The 20999-nt window shown below is 36.7% G+C and carries 16 protein-coding genes and 1 tRNA gene; 10 read left to right on the forward strand and 7 right to left on the reverse strand.

Features of this window, described 5'->3' with window-relative positions; all coding sequences use genetic code 11:
- Nucleotides 1–59 precede the first annotated feature (59 nt).
- Nucleotides 60–2855, reverse strand: a complete 2796-nt coding sequence (gene sucA / locus DYE19_RS05795; RefSeq protein WP_115322940.1) for a 2-oxoglutarate dehydrogenase E1 component — start codon at nt 2853–2855, stop codon at nt 60–62.
- A gap of 313 nt (nt 2856–3168) precedes the next feature.
- On the opposite strand from sucA, the gene DYE19_RS05800 reads away from it, so the two are divergent.
- Nucleotides 3169–4461 (forward strand): citrate synthase, encoded by a 1293-nt coding sequence (locus DYE19_RS05800; RefSeq protein WP_049216013.1) that lies wholly within the window; start codon nt 3169–3171, stop codon nt 4459–4461.
- A gap of 145 nt (nt 4462–4606) precedes the next feature.
- On the opposite strand, the gene DYE19_RS05805 is transcribed toward DYE19_RS05800, so the two are convergent.
- A complete protein-coding gene (locus tag DYE19_RS05805) occupies nt 4607–4738 on the reverse strand; it encodes an entericidin A/B family lipoprotein (RefSeq protein WP_049216015.1) in 132 nt (43 codons plus the stop codon).
- Between the two features lie 260 nt (nt 4739–4998).
- Here DYE19_RS05805 and DYE19_RS05810 point away from each other — a divergent pair, with 260 nt between their 5' ends.
- Nucleotides 4999–6819, forward strand: coding sequence for an AMP-dependent synthetase/ligase (locus DYE19_RS05810; protein WP_115322941.1), 1821 nt, complete (start codon nt 4999–5001; stop codon nt 6817–6819).
- Nucleotides 6820–6962: 143 nt separating this feature from the next.
- Here the strand turns inward: DYE19_RS05810 and znuA are convergent, their stop codons facing one another.
- From znuA to mltA, 3 genes are all read right to left on the reverse strand, one after another.
- A complete protein-coding gene (gene znuA / locus DYE19_RS05815) occupies nt 6963–8033 on the reverse strand; it encodes a zinc ABC transporter substrate-binding protein ZnuA (protein WP_115322942.1) in 1071 nt (356 codons plus the stop codon).
- A gap of 144 nt (nt 8034–8177) precedes the next feature.
- Nucleotides 8178–8939, reverse strand: a complete 762-nt coding sequence (tcdA, locus tag DYE19_RS05820) for a tRNA cyclic N6-threonylcarbamoyladenosine(37) synthase TcdA (RefSeq protein WP_049216022.1) — start codon at nt 8937–8939, stop codon at nt 8178–8180.
- Nucleotides 8939–10039: a murein transglycosylase A gene (mltA, locus tag DYE19_RS05825; protein ID WP_115322944.1), complete on the reverse strand. Its 1101-nt coding sequence runs from the start codon at nt 10037–10039 to the stop codon at nt 8939–8941. Before mltA ends, tcdA begins: the two co-directional genes overlap by 1 nt.
- A 237-nt stretch (nt 10040–10276) precedes the next feature.
- Between mltA and DYE19_RS05830 the strand changes: the two genes are divergently transcribed.
- A tRNA-Met gene (locus tag DYE19_RS05830) sits at nt 10277–10353 on the forward strand.
- A gap of 127 nt (nt 10354–10480) precedes the next feature.
- Here DYE19_RS05830 and mpl read toward each other — a convergent pair.
- Nucleotides 10481–11854 (reverse strand): UDP-N-acetylmuramate:L-alanyl-gamma-D-glutamyl-meso-diaminopimelate ligase, encoded by a 1374-nt coding sequence (mpl, locus tag DYE19_RS05835; RefSeq protein WP_049216026.1) that lies wholly within the window; start codon nt 11852–11854, stop codon nt 10481–10483.
- Between the two features lie 143 nt (nt 11855–11997).
- Here mpl and fbp point away from each other — a divergent pair, with 143 nt between their 5' ends.
- The 4 genes from fbp to dcuC all read left to right on the forward strand — a co-directional run bounded on the left by fbp (nt 11998) and on the right by dcuC (nt 16449).
- The gene (fbp, locus tag DYE19_RS05840) at nt 11998–12999 is read left to right on the forward strand and encodes a class 1 fructose-bisphosphatase (protein WP_049216028.1); all 1002 of its coding nucleotides are present in this window, start codon (nt 11998–12000) and stop codon (nt 12997–12999) included.
- 121 nt (nt 13000–13120) lie between these two features.
- Nucleotides 13121–13615 (forward strand): hypothetical protein, encoded by a 495-nt coding sequence (locus DYE19_RS05845; protein WP_115322945.1) that lies wholly within the window; start codon nt 13121–13123, stop codon nt 13613–13615.
- A gap of 305 nt (nt 13616–13920) precedes the next feature.
- Nucleotides 13921–15042, forward strand: a complete 1122-nt coding sequence (locus tag DYE19_RS05850) for a M20 family metallopeptidase (RefSeq protein WP_049216032.1) — start codon at nt 13921–13923, stop codon at nt 15040–15042.
- A gap of 12 nt (nt 15043–15054) precedes the next feature.
- Nucleotides 15055–16449, forward strand: a complete 1395-nt coding sequence (gene dcuC, locus DYE19_RS05855; RefSeq protein WP_115322946.1) for a C4-dicarboxylate transporter DcuC — start codon at nt 15055–15057, stop codon at nt 16447–16449.
- Between the two features lie 70 nt (nt 16450–16519).
- On the opposite strand, the gene DYE19_RS05860 is transcribed toward dcuC, so the two are convergent.
- Nucleotides 16520–17329 carry an HI_1241 family integral membrane domain gene (locus DYE19_RS05860; protein ID WP_115322947.1) on the reverse strand — a complete coding sequence of 270 codons (810 nt, stop codon included), beginning with the start codon at nt 17327–17329 and terminating at the stop codon, nt 16520–16522.
- Nucleotides 17330–17464: 135 nt separating this feature from the next.
- Between DYE19_RS05860 and DYE19_RS05865 the strand changes: the two genes are divergently transcribed.
- The 3 genes from DYE19_RS05865 (at nt 17465) to lysC (ending at nt 20875) form a co-directional block, all read left to right on the forward strand.
- A complete protein-coding gene (locus DYE19_RS05865) occupies nt 17465–18145 on the forward strand; it encodes a trimeric intracellular cation channel family protein (RefSeq protein ID WP_049216038.1) in 681 nt (226 codons plus the stop codon).
- A gap of 16 nt (nt 18146–18161) precedes the next feature.
- Nucleotides 18162–19424, forward strand: a complete 1263-nt coding sequence (proA, locus tag DYE19_RS05870) for a glutamate-5-semialdehyde dehydrogenase (RefSeq protein WP_115322948.1) — start codon at nt 18162–18164, stop codon at nt 19422–19424.
- A 98-nt stretch (nt 19425–19522) separates the two neighbouring features.
- Nucleotides 19523–20875, forward strand: coding sequence for a lysine-sensitive aspartokinase 3 (gene lysC, locus DYE19_RS05875; RefSeq protein ID WP_115322949.1), 1353 nt, complete (start codon nt 19523–19525; stop codon nt 20873–20875).
- The last annotated feature ends 124 nt before the right edge of the window (nt 20876–20999 follow it).

The following is a 20999-nucleotide window of genomic DNA, read 5'->3' on the forward strand; positions in this document are numbered from 1 at the left end:
CTTTTTTCAGGTTTATTTTCTGAAAAGTGCAGTATTTTTTACCGCACTTTTAGTCTAAATTAAGCTAAAGCCTCTGTGACAAGGGTCGTTTGTTGTTCATTGTGTAATGACATATACCCTACGGCAGGCGAAGCTGATGCGGGACGTCCGACATAGCGTAACTTACCGTGTTCTGGAATAGAGGTAACAAAGTTATGTTGACTACAATACCACGCACCTTGGTTTAACGGTTCTTCCTGACACCACACATAATCAGTAACATGGCTATAAGGAGCTAAAATCGCTTTCATTTCCTCATGTGGATATGGATAAAGCTGTTCAATACGAATAATCGCAACATCAGTTTGATTATTCTTACGACGTTGTTCTAATAGATCGTAATACACTTTACCTGAACACATCACCACCCGTCTGACTTGTTTCGGATCTAACGCATCGACTTCAGGGATCACATTTTGAAATTTGCCATTAATTAATTCATCCATTGAAGAGACTGCTAATGGGTGACGCAACAAGGATTTCGGCGAAATCACCACTAATGGTCGACGCACCTTACGTAACATTTGACGACGTAATAGATGATAAATTTGTGCAGGCGTTGAAGGCACACACACTTGCATATTTTGTTGTGCACAGAGTTGTAAATAACGTTCTAAACGTGCAGATGAATGTTCTGGACCTTGTCCCTCATAACCATGAGGTAACAACATCACTAAACCACACATTCTACCCCATTTTTGCTCACCCGAACTGATGAACTGATCCATCACTACTTGCGCACAGTTTGCGAAATCACCAAACTGCGCCTCCCAAATCGTTAAGGTTTTTGGATCGGTTGTTGCATATCCATATTCAAAAGCTAAGACTGCATTTTCAGTCAGCACAGAATCCCAAACTTCAAAACGACCCTGTGAACCGTGCAAGTTGGCTAATGGAATATAAAGCGTTGCATCTTTTTGATTGTGTAATACAGAGTGACGATGGAAGAACGTACCACGTCCTGCATCTTCACCTGATAAGCGCACATGGTAACCTTCATCTAGCAAAGTCGCATATGCCATAGTCTCAGCCATACCCCAGTCAAAAAGTTTTTCACCTTTTGCCATTAAAGCGCGGTCAGAATAAATTTTATTTACACGAGAATGTAATTCATGCTGTGCTGGATATTCACATACCTTATTAGCGAGTCCCTTAAAACGTTCAGCATCAAATTTGCTTTCGTACTCACTCCATTCACGGCTAAGATATTTCGTCCAATCTTTCGTGGTTAAATCCATCTCTCGCCATTCTTCAACGACACAATCACCACGATCTAATGCATCACGATAGTTGTTAACTAGTTCTGTTGCTTTTTCTTCATTAATTACACCCTCAGCGACTAGGCGATCTGCATAGACTTTACGTGGTGTTGGATGTTTTTTAATGCGATCATACATCAACGGCTGTGTTGCAGATGGCTCATCTGCTTCATTATGCCCATGACGACGATAAGAGACTAAATCAATGAAAATATCACGTTTAAATAAAGTACGATATTCCACAGCCATACGTGCAGCATAAGCAACAGCTTCAGGGTCATCACCGTTGACATGAATCACTGGTGCTTCGATCATTTTAGCGATGTCAGTACAGTATTCTGTTGAACGAGTATCATGTGGATTTGAAGTAGTAAAGCCAATTTGGTTGTTAATCACCACACGAATTGTCCCTCCCACGCTGTAACCACGCGTACCTGACATATTCAAAGTTTCTTGTACTACTCCTTGCCCAATAACTGCAGAATCACCATGCACAGTGACTGGTAGAACTTTGGCTTTTTCATGGTCATTAATACGCTTCTGTCTTGCTCGTACTGAACCAATAACAACAGGGCTGACTATTTCTAGATGGGATGGGTTAAAAGCAAGCACTAAATGTACAATACCATCGTCTGTCATGAAATCAGAAGAAAAACCTTGGTGATATTTCACATCTCCTGTACCATTACCATGATGTTTGCCTGCAAACTCATCGAATAGTTCCGAAGGCTTTTTACCTAATAGATTAACTAGCATATTTAAACGACCACGGTGCGCCATTCCCATTGCAATTTCATCAATACCATTACGCTTACCGTGACGAACAATTTCTTTCATTAATAAAATAAACGAATCACTACCCTCCAGTGAAAAACGTTTGGCACCAGGAAATTTAGCACCTAAATAACGCTCTAGACCATCTGCTGCTGTTAATTCTTCTAAAAATTTTAATTGTTCTTCTTTTTTAAATGACTGTGTTAAACGCGCTTCTAGTTTATTTTGCAACCAAGTTCTTGCTTCAACATCATTCACATGCATAAATTCAAGACCGATAGTGCCACAGTAAGTTTTCTTTAATAAATCAGTTAACTCACGGAGTGAAATTTTATCTTTATTTGCGACTTCACCTCCAACATCAAATACTTCATCAAGATCACTCTCATTAAAACCGTGATATTTATAATCCAACGTTGGGGCTTCCATACGTTGCCATAAATTTAGTGGATCTAAATTTGCATGAAGATGTCCACGATTACGGTGTGCATTGACAAACTGAAGTAATTTAACTAAACGTGCACTCACGTGTGGATCAATAACACCGACACCATTAGGTGAATTATCGCGAGCTAAACGTTTAAAATAATCACGGACTTGAGAATGGGGTTGCTCAACAGCAACATGGGATTTTGGAAGGGAGTTAAAAATTTCTTGCCAACTGGCATCGACGGAGCTTGGTTCACGAAGGTAATCTTCATAGAGTTCTTCAATATAAGACTGGTTGATACCACCTAGAGCACTTGAAGTTAACCATTCGCTAATGGATTTATTTTGTTGCATTATGACCACCTGATACAAGTATTTGGTAATAATAAAGAATATCTTATCTATTATACTGAGAATTTAGTAAGAATATCCCTTTCTTTTCTTCAATCAGAGTTATATAGGATTAAAAAGCAAAACAGCAGAATAAGCAATACAATTATGTAACACCACATTAACATTTTTGCCATTTTTTGATCTCTGTCGCACTTTTAGAAAATAACATTTTATTTACAATTTTTTTTTCACAATAATAAAGACACTTGACTTTTTAAGCGTTATAGTTAATCGAAATACAATAAAACACAACTCAATAAAGGAAGAATGGCTTATGTCTGAATTAACTGCAAAATTAACCCTTAGCGATGGACGTGAATACGATCTCCCTGTACATAAAGGTAGTCTTGGTTATGATGCTATAGATGTACAATCTTTAGTAAAAAATAAACTTTTCACATTCGATCCTGGCTTTATGTCAACTGCCTCTTGCCGCTCTGAAATTACATATATTGATGGGGATAATGGTGTTTTATTACATCGAGGCTATCCTATTGCTGAACTTGCAAAAAATGCAGATTATCTTGAAGTTGCTCATTTATTGTTATTCGGTGAGCGTCCTTCTCCTGAAGAATACAAAAACTTCACCCAACTTGTTCGCCGTCATACCCTCGTTCATGAACAAATTTCTCGCTTCTTCCATGGTTTCCGTCGCGACTCTCACCCGATGGCAATTATGTGTGGTGTCAGTGGTGCACTCGCAGCCTTCTACCATGACTCACTAGATATTAACGATATTACACATCGAGAAATTACAGCTATCCGTTTATTAGCGAAAATGCCAACATTAGCCGCAATGTGTTACAAATATTCTATCGGACAACCATTCATGTTCCCACAAAACCATTTATCTTACTCAGGGAACTTTTTGTATATGATGTTCGCCACACCTTGTGAACCTTATGTTGTGAATCCTGTATTAGAACGTGCAATGGATCGTATTTTTATTCTTCATGCAGACCATGAACAAAATGCATCAACGTCAACAGTACGTACTGCTGCTTCTTCCGGTGCTAATCCATTTGCTTGTATTGCTGCTGGTATCGCATCACTTTGGGGACCTGCACATGGTGGTGCAAATGAAGCCTGCATCAATATGTTGGAAGAAATCGGTACAGTAGATCGTATCCCTGAATTTATTGCTCGAGCAAAAGATAAAAATGATCCGTTCCGCTTAATGGGATTCGGTCACCGTGTTTACAAAAACTACGATCCTCGTGCAAAAGTGATGCGTCAAACCTGTCATGAAGTATTAAAAGAACTTAATATCCAAAACCCATTATTTGATGTTGCAATGGAACTTGAGCGCATTGCATTAAGCGATCCTTATTTTATTGATCACAAGCTCTATCCAAATGTGGATTTTTATTCGGGTATTATTCTGAAAGCGATTGGTATTCCAACATCTATGTTTACAGTTATGTTTGCGCTAGCAAGAACCGTTGGTTGGATTGCCCATTGGAAAGAAATGTTCAAACCTGGCAATATGAAAATTGTCCGTCCTCGTCAACTTTATATTGGCCAAACTGAACGTACATTTGAAGCAATGGATAAAAGTAATTTATAAGGATTTTATAAAATCAATTGCTATTCGATTAAGACGAAATAAAGGCTGAGTTTACACATTATAAACTCAGCCTATTTTATAGTAACTTTACACAACTCTTACTTCATATTGAGTTTATGCTAACTTAACAAGCAATATCGCTTTATTATTTACTTACTGCTTGTTCTAATTTTTCACCTGCATTTTGAATATCTTTGCCAACGCCTTTTGTGGTTTCACAAGCAGTCAACGTCAAGGCAAACATAGTTGATAATAAAATTGCGACTAATTTTTTCATAGATAGCTCCTATCTTTCTTTAAGTTATCAATCGAGCTCAATAAACAAGCTCTATTTAATCCTATACTATTTTTTACAAAAAACAAAATGAGTCACATTATTCTTATCAAAAAGACATTACTAACATTTTTTAAATGTATTAGTCGAATACACTTTTTTTTATTTATTTTCTTCACAATTTTAATAAAAATAGCTAGTCTATTTAGGCGAACAGGTGTAAGCTAATAAAGTTAAGTACATTCTAATAAATCAAGGATACTATGGATAAATTGAACTTACACTTTGTAAACCGCATCCGTGAACAAGCTAAAATTTTATCAAATGAAACCGCTCTGCGTTATCGCAATGATTCTAACTGGCAAGATATAAACTGGAAACAATTCCAACAACATATAGACGAACTTTCTTATGCATTACTTGCTAATAATATCAATGTACAAGATAAAATAGCTATTTTTGCCCATAATATGCCACGTTGGACTATTGCTGATATTGGCACAATGCAAACCCGTGCTATTGTTGTTCCAATTTATGCTACGAGTGCAGCAAAACAAGTAGAATATATCCTCAATGATGCTGATGTAAAAATTCTCTTTGTCGGTGATCAAGAAGAGTACAATTGTACGCTAGAAATATTCGCAAACTGCCCTCAATTGCAAAAAATTGTTGCAATGAAAGAAAGCATTGATTTGCAGAATAACGATAAAGCTTGTCATTGGAAAACATTTATCGCTGAAGGCAGTAATGTACATCAATCTTTATTACATGAACGACTCGAGCATAAAAAATTAGATGACTTATTTACTTTAATTTATACATCAGGTACAACAGGGGAACCTAAAGGTGTCATGCTTGACTATGCAAATCTTGCTCATCAATTACAAGCGCATGACACTGCTTTTGCCACTTTAAACGTCAGCCAATATGATGTATCACTTTCATTTTTACCTTTTTCACATATTTTTGAACGCGCATGGGTAGCATATATACTACATCGTGGTGCAGTCAACTGTTATCTGGAAGATACAAATCAGGTGCGTGAGGCATTAACAGAAATTCGTCCAACATTAATGTGCGCCGTACCTCGTTTCTATGAAAAAATTTATACAGCTGTTTGGGATAAAGTACAAAAAGCACCCTTTTTACGACGTACAATTTTTAATTGGGCAATTTCCATTGGACAGAAAAGGTTTCATCTGGTTGCAGAAAAAAAACCAATCCCTTTCTTATTGCGTCGACAATATGCGTTAGCGGATAAACTAGTACTTTCAAAATTACGCCAATTACTTGGTGGGCGAATTCGCATGATGCCATGTGGTGGAGCAAAATTGGAACCAACTATTGGCTTATTTTTCCATAGCATAGGCATTAATATTAAGTTAGGTTATGGCATGACAGAAACAACCGCAACAGTTTCCTGTTGGGAAGACAGTCATTTTGAACCTAATTCTATCGGCACATTAATGCCAGGAGCTGAAGTTAAAATTGGTGAAAACAATGAAATTTTGGTGCGCGGTGGCATGGTAATGCGAGGTTACTATAAAAAACCACAAGAAACAGCTGAAACCTTCACTGATGATGGTTTCTTAAAAACAGGTGATGCAGGTGAAATTGATCAATATGGTAATTTATATATTACAGATCGAATTAAAGAGCTCATGAAAACGTCGAATGGCAAATATATTGCCCCTCAATATATTGAAACTAAAGTCGGTAAAGACAAATTTATTGAGCAAATTGCAGTAATTGCAGATGCCAAAAAATATGTTTCGGCTTTAATTGTTCCTTGTTTCACGAGCCTTGAAGAATACGCTAAACAATTGAATATCAAATATCATGATCGTATGGATCTGATTAAACATTCTGAAATTATTCAAATGTTTGAACAACGAATCAATGAATTACAAAAAGAGTTGCCTAGTTTTGAGCAAATAAAAAAATTTACGTTATTACCACAAGCTTTTACAACTAAGATGGAAGAAATTACACCTACACTCAAACTGCGCCGTAAGGTGATTGTAGAGCGTTACAAAACTCAAATTGAAGCTATGTACAAAGAATATACCCATAAAAAAGACTAGGATAACTAAAAAATAAAGGGCTTCAATATTGAAGCCCTTTGAATTACTTATCACAGTTATATAAAACTAAACTTAATGGATCCTTATTTAAATAAATGTCGGTAAAAGGAAATCCTTAAAGAGTTCCAAAATACAACCTAATTTTATTTACTTAAACAAGAGAAATAACTGTCCGCGGTGTATTGTAAGAAATTAGCATAAGAATTCACTCCTAAACTAACAGCATCCCCCATGGGATCCAAACGTCCAACATGTACGCCAGTGCCTTTACTTAATCCTTCAATTACTTTTGGTGTAAATTGAGGTTCAGCAAACAAACAATTCACTTTATGCTCTTTAATTTCCGATTTAATCTTAGCAAGCGTTTTTGCACCAGGTGCCACTAACGGATTAATAGTGAAATAACCAGTTTGGTTTAACCCATACGCATTATTGAAATAGCTATAAGCATCATGGAACACATAAAATCCTTTTTCTTTTACAGGCGCAAGTTGTTGCTTAATTTTTTCACTTTGCTCTGCTAAAGTGCGGTTAAATTCTACTAGATTTTGTGCAATTTTATCTTTTTTCTCTGGATAAAGCTCAGTTAAACGTGTTGCTAAACGAGAAGCAACTATCTTACTGATCTCTGGTGAATACCATACATGCCAATTAGTGCTATGGTCATGAGCATGGTCATGTTTGTGATCATGGCCATGTTTGTGATCATGGTCATATTTGTGGTCATGGTCATGCTTGTGGTCATGGTCATGTTTGTGGTCATGGTCATGTTTGTGGTCATGGTCATGCTTGTGGTCATGGTCATGCTTGTGGTCATGGTCATGCTTGTGGTCATGGTCATGTTTGTGGCCATGATCATGTGCCTCTCCTTCTAAAAATTGACCAATTTCAGCAAAATCTGCAATACTGAGGACCTTCTTAAATGGCATTGGACGTAATGTTTTATCAAGGAAAGCATCAATATCTTCACCAATCCAAACAATTAATTCAGCCGATTGTAATTTTTGAATATCTGAAGGCTTTAAGCTATAGTCATGTGGAGAAGCACCAGCAGGGACAAGCACCTCTGTATTGGTTACGCCATCCGCAATTGAAGAAGCAATAAAACCTAATGGTTTAATTGAGGTCACAACATTTGCACTGGCCAGATAAGAAAATGAAGCTAATGCAACAGCCAATGCGGTTTTCTGCAATGTTTTTGGTAAAAGACGCATATACAATTCCTTATTTAAGAATAGTTATCAAAAAGTCGCCCTAGACTACTCTCTTTTCTCATAAATTGCCATCTTTTTTTTATATGAAAAATAAGTTTTCATTAAAAAAGCGAATCACTATTCGCTTATTCTAACAAAATAACCTTAACTTAGTAATTTATCAATGACACGAGAAACAGCGAAAAAACCAAATGTTGCAGTAATCATAGTCGCAGCGCCAAATCCATTAGCACAGTTCATCGTTGCAGAAACATCACAAGAATCACCAACTTGCGGGAAAATTAATGGCTGAGTCGAAAAAACACAATCAATACCAAATTTACGTTTTGGATTTTGACTAAAACGATATTCTTTGCGTAACACAGAACGGACTTTCGCAGCTAATGGATCCTGAATTGTCTTACTTAAATCAGTAATTTGAATCTGTGTTGGATCCGTTTGCCCACCAGCACCACCAATTGTAATCACTTTTATTTTATTTCGTTTGCAATAAGCAATTAAAGCAGCTTTCGTTTTCACACTATCAATTGCATCAATTACATAATCATAGCCACGCGATAAATAATCAACTAAATTCTCAGCACAAATAAAGTCATCAATAATATTGACTTCACATTCTGGATTAATTAGTTTGACTCGTGTATACATGACTTCTGTTTTGAGTTGCCCTATATTGCCAGAAAGTGCATGAATTTGACGGTTAATATTAGTGACACAAATATCATCCATATCAATCATCGTCAATTTACCAACGCCTGAACGCGCTAACGCCTCAACACACCAAGAACCTACCCCACCAATACCAATGACACAAATATGGGCACCTCTCAAACGAGTTAATGCATCAGCACCATATAAACGTGCAATTCCACCAAAACGTTGTTCATAATTATCAATACGTTCCATTATTGTAATACCCACACTCTACCATAATGTTTTGATAAGCCTGCAATATGGCCTGCATCATCTCCTATACCACGATATAAATCGAAATGCTGACCTTTCACCGCGCCCCCTACATCTAGTGCTACCATTAAATGCAACTTATGCTCACCAGTCCAACGACCATGCGTATCAATTTGTGGTACTTCAACTAACAACAAGCTACCTAAAGGAATGACATTACGATCTGCTGCAACAGCAGCCATGGATACTAATGGTACTCCAGCCGCACCTTTTACTTTTCCATAAGGATCATTTTTAAAGAAAACATAGGACTCATTACGCTCAAGTAAAGCTTGTAATCGAGAAGGATTCGCTTTTGCCCAATCACGGATAGCTTGAATAGACATCTTTTCTTTTACAATCTCGCCATCCTCAACTAATAAACGACCTACACTGGTATAAGGAAATCCATTTTGTCCCGCATAAGCAAAATAATTTAAATTACCATCACCAAAGTCAACATATCCGCTACCTTGTACACCTAAAAGAAAATTATCTAACATCGAATCACTATAGGCTAATTCCAAGCCTTTTTTTGCTAAAGCGCCAGCATATACTTGAGCACGGCTAAAACGCTTATGCTTTGGCATAGCATAAATCGGTTGATTATATTTACCTTGTTGTGTACGACGCGCATGAATAACTGGAGAATAATAACCTGTCATTAATACATTTTGATAACCATCAAAGCCTTTCATAATTTGAGCCTGAATACCAAAATTAGCCAAATCTCTTACATCACCACCAGCTAAAACCCAATTAGTCACTTTGACATAATGATGATCAAATTTTTCTGTTAATTGGTTAGAATAATTTCTTACATTAGATACTTGTGTTAAAAAATCACCTTGATTGATAACCGCACTTTGATTATCAACACTTGATACCGTATGCAAAAGAGGATTTTGATATGCACGCCCAGCATACTTTGCCCCAAATTGTTGCGGATCAACTTGGTTTATGGCTGTTGATGTCCCTTTTGGATTAGAAGAGCAAGAAGCAAGCAGCATGACAGCTAAAAGTGCGGTCGCTTTTGCTAAAGATTTACGTAAAAACAGCATGTCTATTCCTAAATAATAATCCTTCAGATTAAAAGGGCATACGCTATCAGAAATCACTTGAAAAATATAGCCTCAAAACTCTATTTTATTTTCTACTTTAATTATCGTAGGTTTACTTAATTACTATAATTTAGAGCAAAAAACAAACGCATTGTTTATTTTTATAACAAACAATCAGATTGAATCCATTTTTTTATTGCAATAAATTTTGAAACCAGTATATTACGCCTCCACAGACGCGGGGTGGAGCAGCTTGGTAGCTCGTCGGGCTCATAACCCGAAGGCCGTCGGTTCAAATCCGGCCCCCGCAACCAGATCAAAAATAAAGCCGTTAGTTGAATGACTAACGGTTTTTTTATATCGTCAAAAAAAATTACCAATAAAAAAGGACAAGCTCATTTGTCCTTTTTCTTATTATTTCTCATGTATGAATAACTAGATTTACTCAAATTTTAACATTAATTTATCTAAGAGTTTTTGATGAATACCACCAAAGCTCCCATTGGACATGACTAAAATATGATCCGAAGGTTTTGACTCTTCGATAATTGCATCGACTAATTTATCTAAATTCATATTCCACATCACGGGCTGTACACATTGATTCGCAATATCAACCACATCCCAACCTATATTCTCAGGTTGAAATAAAAATACACTATCCGCCCTACCTAATGCTGGTGCGATTTCATCTTTATGTATTCCCATTTTCATTGTATTAGAACGGGGCTCTAAGACAGCTAAAATGCGTACTCCTCCACCAACTTTATCACGAAGTGCGGTCAATGTAGCTAAAATTTCGGCTGGATGATGAGCAAAGTCATCATATACAGTAACCTCACCCACCTCGCCTTTTACCTCTAATCGACGTTTTGGACTAATAAAAGTGGTCAACGCATGACAAGCCTCTTGGACGTCAACCCCTGCATGATGAGCTGCGGCAATTGCCATCAATGCATTATGCATATTATGTTGCCCCACGACATTCCAATGTACTTCTGCGACTTTTTCTCCATGATGAAATACAGAAAATTGTGTACAATCATTAGTAATACGTTTGGCAAACCATTCTTGATCTTCGCCTAAAAACTGTTGTTCAGACCAACATCCCATTTCAAGAGTCGTTTTAACACTTTGTTCATCGGCTACTGAGAATATACAACCGCTTGCTGGGATAGTGCGAATCATATGATGAAACTGGCGCTGAATTGCTTTTAAATCATCAAAAATATCAGCATGATCAAAACCAATATTATTAATAATCAACGTTTTTGGATTGTAATGAACAAACTTAGAGCGTTTATCAAAGAATGCAGTATCATACTCATCTGCCTCAATCACAAAATAGTGACTTTCTCCTAAACGTGCAGAAGTACCGAAGTTACCAGAAATACCACCAATCAAAAAACCTGGTTTTAAACCACACTTGTCGAGAATCCAACTTAACATACCTGTTGTAGTTGTTTTACCATGCGTACCAGACACAGCAAAAACCCAACGTTCACGTAATAAATTATCATGCAGCCACTGTGGTCCTGATGTATAAGGCAAATTATTTTCTAACACATACTCAACACAAGGATTTCCACGTTTCATTGCATTACCGATAATGACGACGTCTGGTGCTGGTTGTAATTGTGATACCTCAAAGTGAGGAATAATTTCAATTCCACTTTCCTGTAAAAAAGTACTCATTGGAGGATACACATTCGTATCCGAACCAGTTACTTTATAACCAAGTTGTTTAGCAATGATTGCCACGCCACCCATAAACGTGCCACAAATACCCAAAATGTGAATATGTTTTACTGTCATTTTTCTATCTCTATAAAAAAATTGTCATAAAAGTGTGTCGAAGATCACATTGTTCACATTCGACTTTTTATGAAAAACTCAAGATTGCTATAATAAATCAACTCACTACATGAGTAAAATTTATTAACAATAAGGATTAAAATATGAAAACGTTGGGTCAATTTATTGTTGAAAAACAAGCAGAATATCCTCAAGCAAAAGGAGAGCTTAGTGGGATATTGTCATCTATTCGACTAGTCGCAAAAGTTATTCATCGAGATATTAATAAAGCAGGTTTAACTAATAATATTATTGGTAACTCTGGCGTAGAAAATGTGCAAGGTGAAGCTCAAATGAAATTAGATCTTTTTGCTCACAACACGATGAAAAATGCCTTAATCGCTCGAGAAGAAGTTGCAGGTTTTGCTTCAGAGGAAGAGGAAAACTTCGTAGCCTTTAATACTGAGCGAGGGCGTAATGCCAAATATGTTATATTGACTGATCCGCTAGATGGTTCATCAAATATTGATGTCAACGTTGCTGTAGGTACAATTTTTTCAATTTATCGTCGTGTTTCACCAATTGGTACGCCTGTTACACTAGAAGACTTCATGCAACCTGGCCATCGTCAAGTAGCAGCTGGCTATATTGTTTATGGGTCTTCTACTATGCTTGTCTATACAACAGGTAATGGTGTAAACGGGTTTACTTATGATCCTTCTTTAGGCGTGTTCTGTCTTTCTCATGAAAATATCCAAATTCCTTCAAGTGGTAAAATTTATTCAATTAATGAAGGACAGTATTTGAAATTCCCTGCTGGAGTAAAAAAATATATCAAGTATTGTCAAGAAGAAGACAAACAAACCCAACGCCCTTATACATCTCGCTATATTGGTTCACTCGTATCTGACTTTCATCGTAATATGTTAAAAGGCGGGATTTATATTTATCCAAGTGCTACCAATTATCCAAATGGTAAATTACGTTTATTGTATGAAGGTAACCCAATGGCATTTCTTGCAGAGCAAGCTGGCGGTCTCGCAACTGATGGATTCAATCGGATTTTAGATATCCAACCAACAGCATTACATCAACGTGTTCCTTTATTTATTGGATCTAGAGAAATGGTAAATAAAGCGCAAGACTTTATGGCTGAATTCAGCTAAATGTAAAGTATTTTAAAGAGCCCGTAATTCATTTGACGGGCTATCTCTCTTCTCTTATTATACGCAGCACAAAAAATAACCTTAAAAAAATTATTACTACTTAATTTAGGAAAAGTTAGCTGTGAATTTTAAACAAATCTTGATGGCAGGAGTACTTGCGCTACCGCCTTTTTTACTCTGGAGTTGTGAACGCAGTGCTTCACCGTTAACGACATTGCCTAATAATCAAGAAGAAATCCAATACTTAAAACAATTTAATAGTATTGTTAAAATTACGCCTGCCGAGCGTTATATCACACAAGATGCACAAAACAATGATTTAGCAGCAATGACTTATCATGTACAAAATTTAAGTGATAAACCAATTAAAACCATTCTTTGGAATAGCGTTTATATTTTGGATTCAAACTTCCTTTATACTCATGATCTTCCTATTATTTTTGAAGCACCTTTAGCGCCACGTAGCCAACAAATGATTGCAGAAACAGTGCTTATTAATAATATCCCAAGAAAAAACAGACCATTAGTACTCAATACTAAAAATCCAATTAAAGTCATTATTATTGCTAGAGAAATTATTTTTGATGACGGAACTAAAGTAACAGTATCAAGATAATTCAGTTCGAGCATAAAATGTAAATCATCCATTAAGAATAAGGTTTTCCTGCCCTACGTTATACAAAACCTCAATGATTATATTCGACGAATATCTCATTACTTACTTTTCAATTTATAAAATAAACTTTATGCCAAAATACTAGACCATCAATTTATGTGATCCCTCCCACAAATATCATTATTTCCACCCTGATTACATTGCTATTACTATAAACAATATGTAACTATTTAAACCAAGTAATATCGTGCTGTTTGCTTTTTAGTTTGATCCTATTGAAATCATAAGTAAGAAGGAAAAAGTCTATGTTATTAAATTCATTTCTGAAAGATCTCGAATCTCTCGTCAATATCGATAGTTATAGCTACGATCCTGTTGGTAAAGCAAAAGTTGTTGATTTCTTTAAACAAAAATTCCAATCCATTGGTTGGATAGTAGAGGAACATTTTTTAGATGAAAAAGTCGGCTCTGCGCTTATCTGTAAAAATACACTCTCTGATGAATTTGATGTAGTACTATCAGGTCATATGGACACGGTCTTTAAAACAGGCACTGTAAGTGAAAGACCATTTAAAATCGAAGGTGATAAAGCTTTTGGACCCGGTATTGCAGATATGAAGGCAGGCTTACTTGCTGGCTTTTATGCTTGTCAGGCATTAACTGAAGAAAATGCCCTACAAAATGCACGAATATGTGTCCTATTCAATCCAGATGAAGAAATTAGTTCGATCTATTCTCGTCCACTATTAGAAAAAATTGCACGCAAAACTCGTTATGCCATTATTCTTGAGGCAGCTCGTATCAATGGAAATCTTGTGAATGAACGAAAAGGCATTGGTAAATATGTCATTGAATTTTTAGGTAAGTCAGCTCATTCTGCTGTTGACCCACAAAATGGAGCAAACTCAATTAATACTTTCATTCGTATCGCTCAAGAATTACTCAATAGTACTGCTCCAGAAAAAGGTACTACAATGAATATTGGTACGGTAGAGGGTGGGACCACACCAAATACCGTACCAGATTATGTTAAAACACAGATTGACTGTCGTTTCACATCTCTTGAGGAGAGTGAACGCTTAAATCAAGTCATTTATGCACTCCATGATACCGTGACAGAAGAACGTGTCAAAATTAAAGTCTCTGGTGGTATTACTCGTCCACCTTGGCGTCGTACTGAAGCTGGTTTGAAATTCTGTGCCGCAGTCGATGAGATCAAGGAGCGACTAGGAATAAAAGCAGAATGGGAATCAACTGCCGGGGGATCTGATGGTAATTTCTTTGCTGCACTTGGCGCTATTGTCATTGATGGAATGGGGCCAAGTGGTGGGAAATGGCACAGCCCAGATGAATACCTCAATATTGATTCTATCGAGCCAAGAATCAAATTAGTCACTGAAGTCATTAAATACTGTACTCAAAAATAAAGGGGAATACTTATGTTAGGACTTTTACTGGGATTAGTCGTCACAATAATTGTAGGCTATCTAATCATTAAAAAATATAAAGCCCAATTTGTTTTACTCTGTGGTGGTATTATTTTGATGTGTTTTGCTGTGCTATTTGGTTTAGGTGAAATTCTGCCTGCAAATAAATCTACAGGTTGGGTAGGATTCGATATTTTCGAATTTATTAAAAATTTATTCAGTACCCGTGCAGCCGATCTCGGTTTAATGATCATGGCAGTAGGTGGTTTTGCACGTTACATGGATAAAATTGGTGCAAGTGAAGCATTAGTTAATGTTGCTGTTAAACCATTAAATGCAATTAAAGCACCTTATTTAGTACTAGCACTAGCCTATATAATTGGGCAAATCTTGAATATTTTTATTCCAAGTGCATCAGGGCTTGGTCTATTATTAATGTTAACGATTTTCCCAATTTTAGTGAATCTTGGTGTAAGTAGAGAAGGTGCGGCGGCGCTAATTGCGACGACAGCTTGTTTAGATTTAGGTCCAGCATCTGGCAATGCGGTACTTGCGGCTAAAACTGCAAATATTGATATTGCAGAATATTTTGTCAACTACCAACTTAAACTAGCGATTGTCACGATGATCGTGATTGCGACCTCGCATTTCTTCGTGCAAAAATGGTTTGATAAAAAACAAGCACTACTTGGCAACGGAAGCATCATGGAGAATGGCATTGAGGCAGACACAAAAGTAGAAAACCAAAATAACTCAGCTTTACCTATTCCAACTGTCTACATTTTATTACCACTTTTACCTCTTGTCCTTATTTTAACCTTCAGTAAATTACTAGTAAGTAGTATCAAGATGAATGTTGCTACTGCGATGATCATCAGCTTATTTATCGCAATGCTATTTGAATTTGTTAGAAAAAAAGATGTAAAACAAGTATTTGCTGAAATGCAGGTTTTCTTTGACGGCATGGGTAAACAATTTGCAGCAGTTGTCACATTAATTGTTGCGGGTGAAACTTTTGCAAAAGGATTAACTGCAGTAGGTGCGATTGATACGATTATTTTAGGCGCACAAACCTCTGGTTTTGGTGTATTTTTGATGACTTTAGTAATGGTGTTAATCATTACACTTTCAGCAATCGTGATGGGCTCAGGAAATGCCCCATTCTTTGCCTTTGCAGCATTAGCTCCTAAAGTGGCAACAGGGTTAGGGATCTCGCCTGTATTAATGGTATTACCAATGCAATTAGTTGCAGGTATTGCAAGAAGTATGTCGCCAATTACAGCTGTCATTGTTGCTGTTTCAGGGGTGGCAAACGTATCACCGTTTGATTTAATTAAACGTACTGCGCTACCAATGGCGTTTGCATTACTTACGGTTTTCTTTGGTACATTTGTGCTTTATCATTAATCATGCTTAGCATCTACAAAAAATGGGCGTTTATCTGCGCCCATTTTGCTTGATATAAAAATGACTTTTTCTAGTGAATAAAGGCGAAACTTGCCCATACAGGTAGTGAAGTGACTATCAAAAGTAAAATCGCTAATGTGTTATAACTTAATTTCCATTGTTTAAAAATATGAACTGCAATAATAAGAGCAATCAGTAAATGTAGACAAAAATAGAGTATCCAAGCTAACTGATTCGCAAAAGTGACTGTATTTGACAAATACATCAATAGCCCCAGACCACTAAGTGCATTCAAAAACAAAAGCGATAACATAAAAAATGGTAATAATGCTATTAAGCCTTGTAAGCGGTTACGAGATACAACTAATGCCAGATTAGCCAAAATAATTCCTACTAATCCTTGTCCGAAAATATTGTATTGGATAAAAGAAGAAATAGAGAGTTCGATAAAGATCAATAAATAACAGAGGCTCCCTAATATGCCCATCAATCCTGCAATAATTAGCATCGATTGGCGTAATTGATTGTCTTGCGGTTGACGCCATGTAGCTAAAACAATTGCGATTCCACATAGACTCATCATGTCTGTCAAAATAAAGTGGTAGTTAGAAAAAAAGCTAATAATAAACCACATTCCCCAAAATACTGCAAAATACCAATTAACTTTACTTAAACGTTCACGTTGTCCTGGGCAGATCTGACCTTTCATAAAGACTAATACGCTTACTAATTGTGCTATCAATATACCAAATGCAAAATGAGAAATCGCTTTTGATTGTGGTTGTAAAAACATTGCAAAAAAATCAATACTCAGAATTAATATGAGTGGAAATACAGATGAAAGTGCGGTAAATAATGGGGATTGTTTTTGTTCTGACATAAATCGTGCTGCCTTAATAAAATGAATTTGCCAATTATGCAAGAATTAGAAAGCACGGTCAAAATTTCCTATTCTTTTGTACAATTCCCCTCTAAAATAATCTTATTTTTAACCGCACTTTTAGAGATAAAATTTATGCTGTTAAGTGTATTATACATTATAGGTATTACTGCTGAAGCAATCACAGGCGCTTTAGCCGCAGGGCGCGAAAAAATGGATATTTTTGGTGTCATTATCATTGCTTCTATGACAGCGATTGGTGGGGGGTCTGTACGTGATGTTTTATTAGGTCATTACCCACTAGGTTGGGTGAAAAATCCAGAATATTTTCTAATTGTTGCTGGAGCTGCTGTACTTACTGTCTTCATTGTCCCCTTTATTCGCCCATTTATGCGCTACTTCCACACTATTTTCTTAGTCCTAGATGCACTAGGATTAATTGTATTTTCGATTATCGGCGCGCAAATTGCGCTAGATATGGGGCACGGATTTACTATTGCGATCATAGCCGCAATCATTACAGGTGCCTTCGGAGGGGTGCTACGAGATCTGCTATGCAATCGAATCCCTTTAGTTTTCCAAAAAGAGCTATATGCGAGTATTGCATTGATTGCCACGAGCATTTATATTGGCCTACAACACTTAAATATTGACCAAAATCTTGTCATCATTATTACCTTAATAAGTGGATTTATTGCTCGCTTGTTGGCGATCTATTTTGAATGGGGATTGCCTGTATTTGACTACCAAGAGCAACAAATTGCGAAAAAGCCTAGTGATGATACATTACCGCAAAAAACACAATGGAAAAAATGATTCAGGAATAAACACAATGACAATCAACTTACAGAAAATGGGAGAACAAGCCAGACAAGCCGCGTTTATCCTATCTCAACTTTCTCACCAACAAAAAAATGCCGCTTTATCAATCATCGCGGAGCAACTAGAAGCACAATCAGAATATATTCTTGCTGCAAATCAAAAAGACATTGAGACTGCAAAAAAAAATGGTTTATCAGACGCGATTATTGACCGTTTGTTATTGACTCAAACACGCCTAAATGCAATTGCTAACGATGTACGCCATGTTATTTCACTTCCTGATCCTGTCGGTAACATCATTGATGGGGGAATATTAGACAGCGGTATTAAAGTTGAACGTATTCGTGTACCACTTGGTGTAATTGGTACAATTTATGAGGCTCGTCCAAATGTCACTATTGACGTTGCAACACTCTGCTTAAAAACGGGTAATGCTGTTATTTTACGCGGGGGTAAAGAAACGCAACATTCTAATAAAATCTTAGTGGAAGTTGTACAAAGTGCGTTAGTACAAGCGGGATTACCAAAATATGCAGTGCAAGCTATCACTGACCCAGATCGTGCTTTAGTAATGGAACTTTTAAAACTCGATCGTTATGTTGATATGATCATTCCTCGTGGTGGAGCTGGCTTACATGAACTTTGTAAGCAACACTCAACTATTCCTATTATCGTAGGTGGTATCGGCGTATGTCACTTGTTTGTTGAACAAAGCGCAGATTTAGACAAAGCATTACCTTTAATCGAAAATGCTAAAACTCAGCGCCCAAGTACCTGTAACACACTCGAAACCTTATTAGTTCAACGCTCGATTGCAGCTTCTTTCTTACCGAAATTAGCAGCCCATCTAACTGTAAAAAATATCAAATTTCATGCAGATCAGACCGCTCTTTCAATCTTGCAATCTGTACAAACAAATGTTGAGCCAATACAAGAAGAACAATTAAGTCAAGAGTGGCTTTCTTACGATTTAAATGTTGTTATTGTCGAAGATTTAGCAGAGGCAATTGCCCACATTCGTAAATATGGCAGTCAGCACTCTGATGGCATTTTGACTAATTCACAGCAACTTGCTCAACAATTCATTGCACAAGTCGATTCTGCTGCACTATATGTAAATGCAAGTACTCGTTTTACTGACGGTGGACAATTTGGTTTAGGAGCTGAAGTAGCTGTAAGTACCCAGAAATTACATGCTCGTGGTCCAATGGGGTTAGAGGCACTAACGACATACAAATGGGTTTGTGTTGGGGACTATACGTCTCGTAAATAATTAGAATTAACCCAAATGAATTTATTTGACAATTTTTTATAACTCATTGTTTTATAATATTGATACAACATCATAACAATAATTTTAAGGAGCCAATTATGTCTCATCTGTCTATCGCAAAATTTGGGGGAACTAGCGTTGCTAATTACAATGCAATGTATGCTTCTGCCAAAATCGTTATTAATGATCCTAATACACGTGTTGTTGTTCTATCCGCTTCAGCTGGTATCACTAATTTATTGGTCTCTCTAGCAAATGGCTGTGATTTAGCCGAACGTACAAAACTAATTAATGAAGTACGTCAAATTCAAGAAAACATCTTGAGTGAATTAAAAGATGATAGTGGTGTACGTTATAAAATTGAAAAATTGCTGGCGAATATTGAAGCCCTTGCAGAAGCGGCGAGTCTCGCAACATCTCTTGCACTCACAGATGAATTAATCAGTCATGGAGAAATGATGTCTTCTTTAATTTTCGTTGAAATACTACGTGAATTAAATACGACAGCAACTTGGTTAGATATTCGCACAGTCATCGCAACAGATAGCCACTTTGGAAAAGCCATTCCTCAAGATAAAAAAACACAACAACACAGTGACCAAATATTGAAACCACTGATTGATCGTGGAGAACTCATTATTACTCAAGGGTTTATTGGGCGAGATGAACAAGGCAAAACAACAACATTAGGACGAGGAGGTAGCGACTACTCTGCCGCCTTGTTAGCAGAAGTACTTAACGCTAAAGATGTCTTAATCTGGACTGATGTTGCAGGCATTTATACAACAGATCCTCGTATTGTTCCTAATGCAAAACGTATTGATACAATGAGTTTCTGCGAGGCAGCCGAAATGGCAACATTTGGTGCAAAAGTGCTTCACCCAGCTACTTTACTCCCAGCTGTTCGCAGTAATATTCCTGTCTATGTGGGATCGAGTAAAGCTCCTGAAGCAGGAGGAACATGGGTAGTTCGTGATCCACAACCAAGACCAACTTTTCGTGCAATTGCACTACGCAGAGATCAAGTTCTCTTGACACTTTCTAGTTTAAATATGTTACATGCGCAAGGTTTTCTAGCAAAAGTCTTCACACTCTTAGCGAAATATAAAATATCTGTGGATGTTGTTACAACCTCTGAAGTCAGTATCGCTTTAACTTTAGATAAAACAGGCTCTGCCTCCTCAGGAAATAACTTACTTTCAACAGATTTAATTGATGAATTGACCAAACTTTGTAGTGTCAAAATTGATCATGACTTATCACTAGTTGCCTTAATTGGTAATGAGTTACATACACACTCAGGCATAGCGAAGCGTATTTTTGACACATTAGAAAACTACAACATCCGTTCAATTTGTTATGGCGCGAGTACTAATAATATTTGTATGTTAGTACATAATGAAAATGCCGATGCAATTGTCAGTGCTTTACATCGTTCTTTGTTTGAATAAAATTCTACTAGAAGGGCGGTCAAAATTTTCAATTTTTTGACCGCCCTTTTCTTTTCTACAATTCTAACAAGTTATCAAATAAAAACGTAAATTACATTGAGATTAGTATCAGAAAATAGTAAAG

The organism is Pasteurella canis (assembly GCF_900454865.1).
In the GTDB taxonomy this organism is placed as follows: Bacteria; Pseudomonadota; Gammaproteobacteria; order Enterobacterales; family Pasteurellaceae; genus Pasteurella; species Pasteurella canis.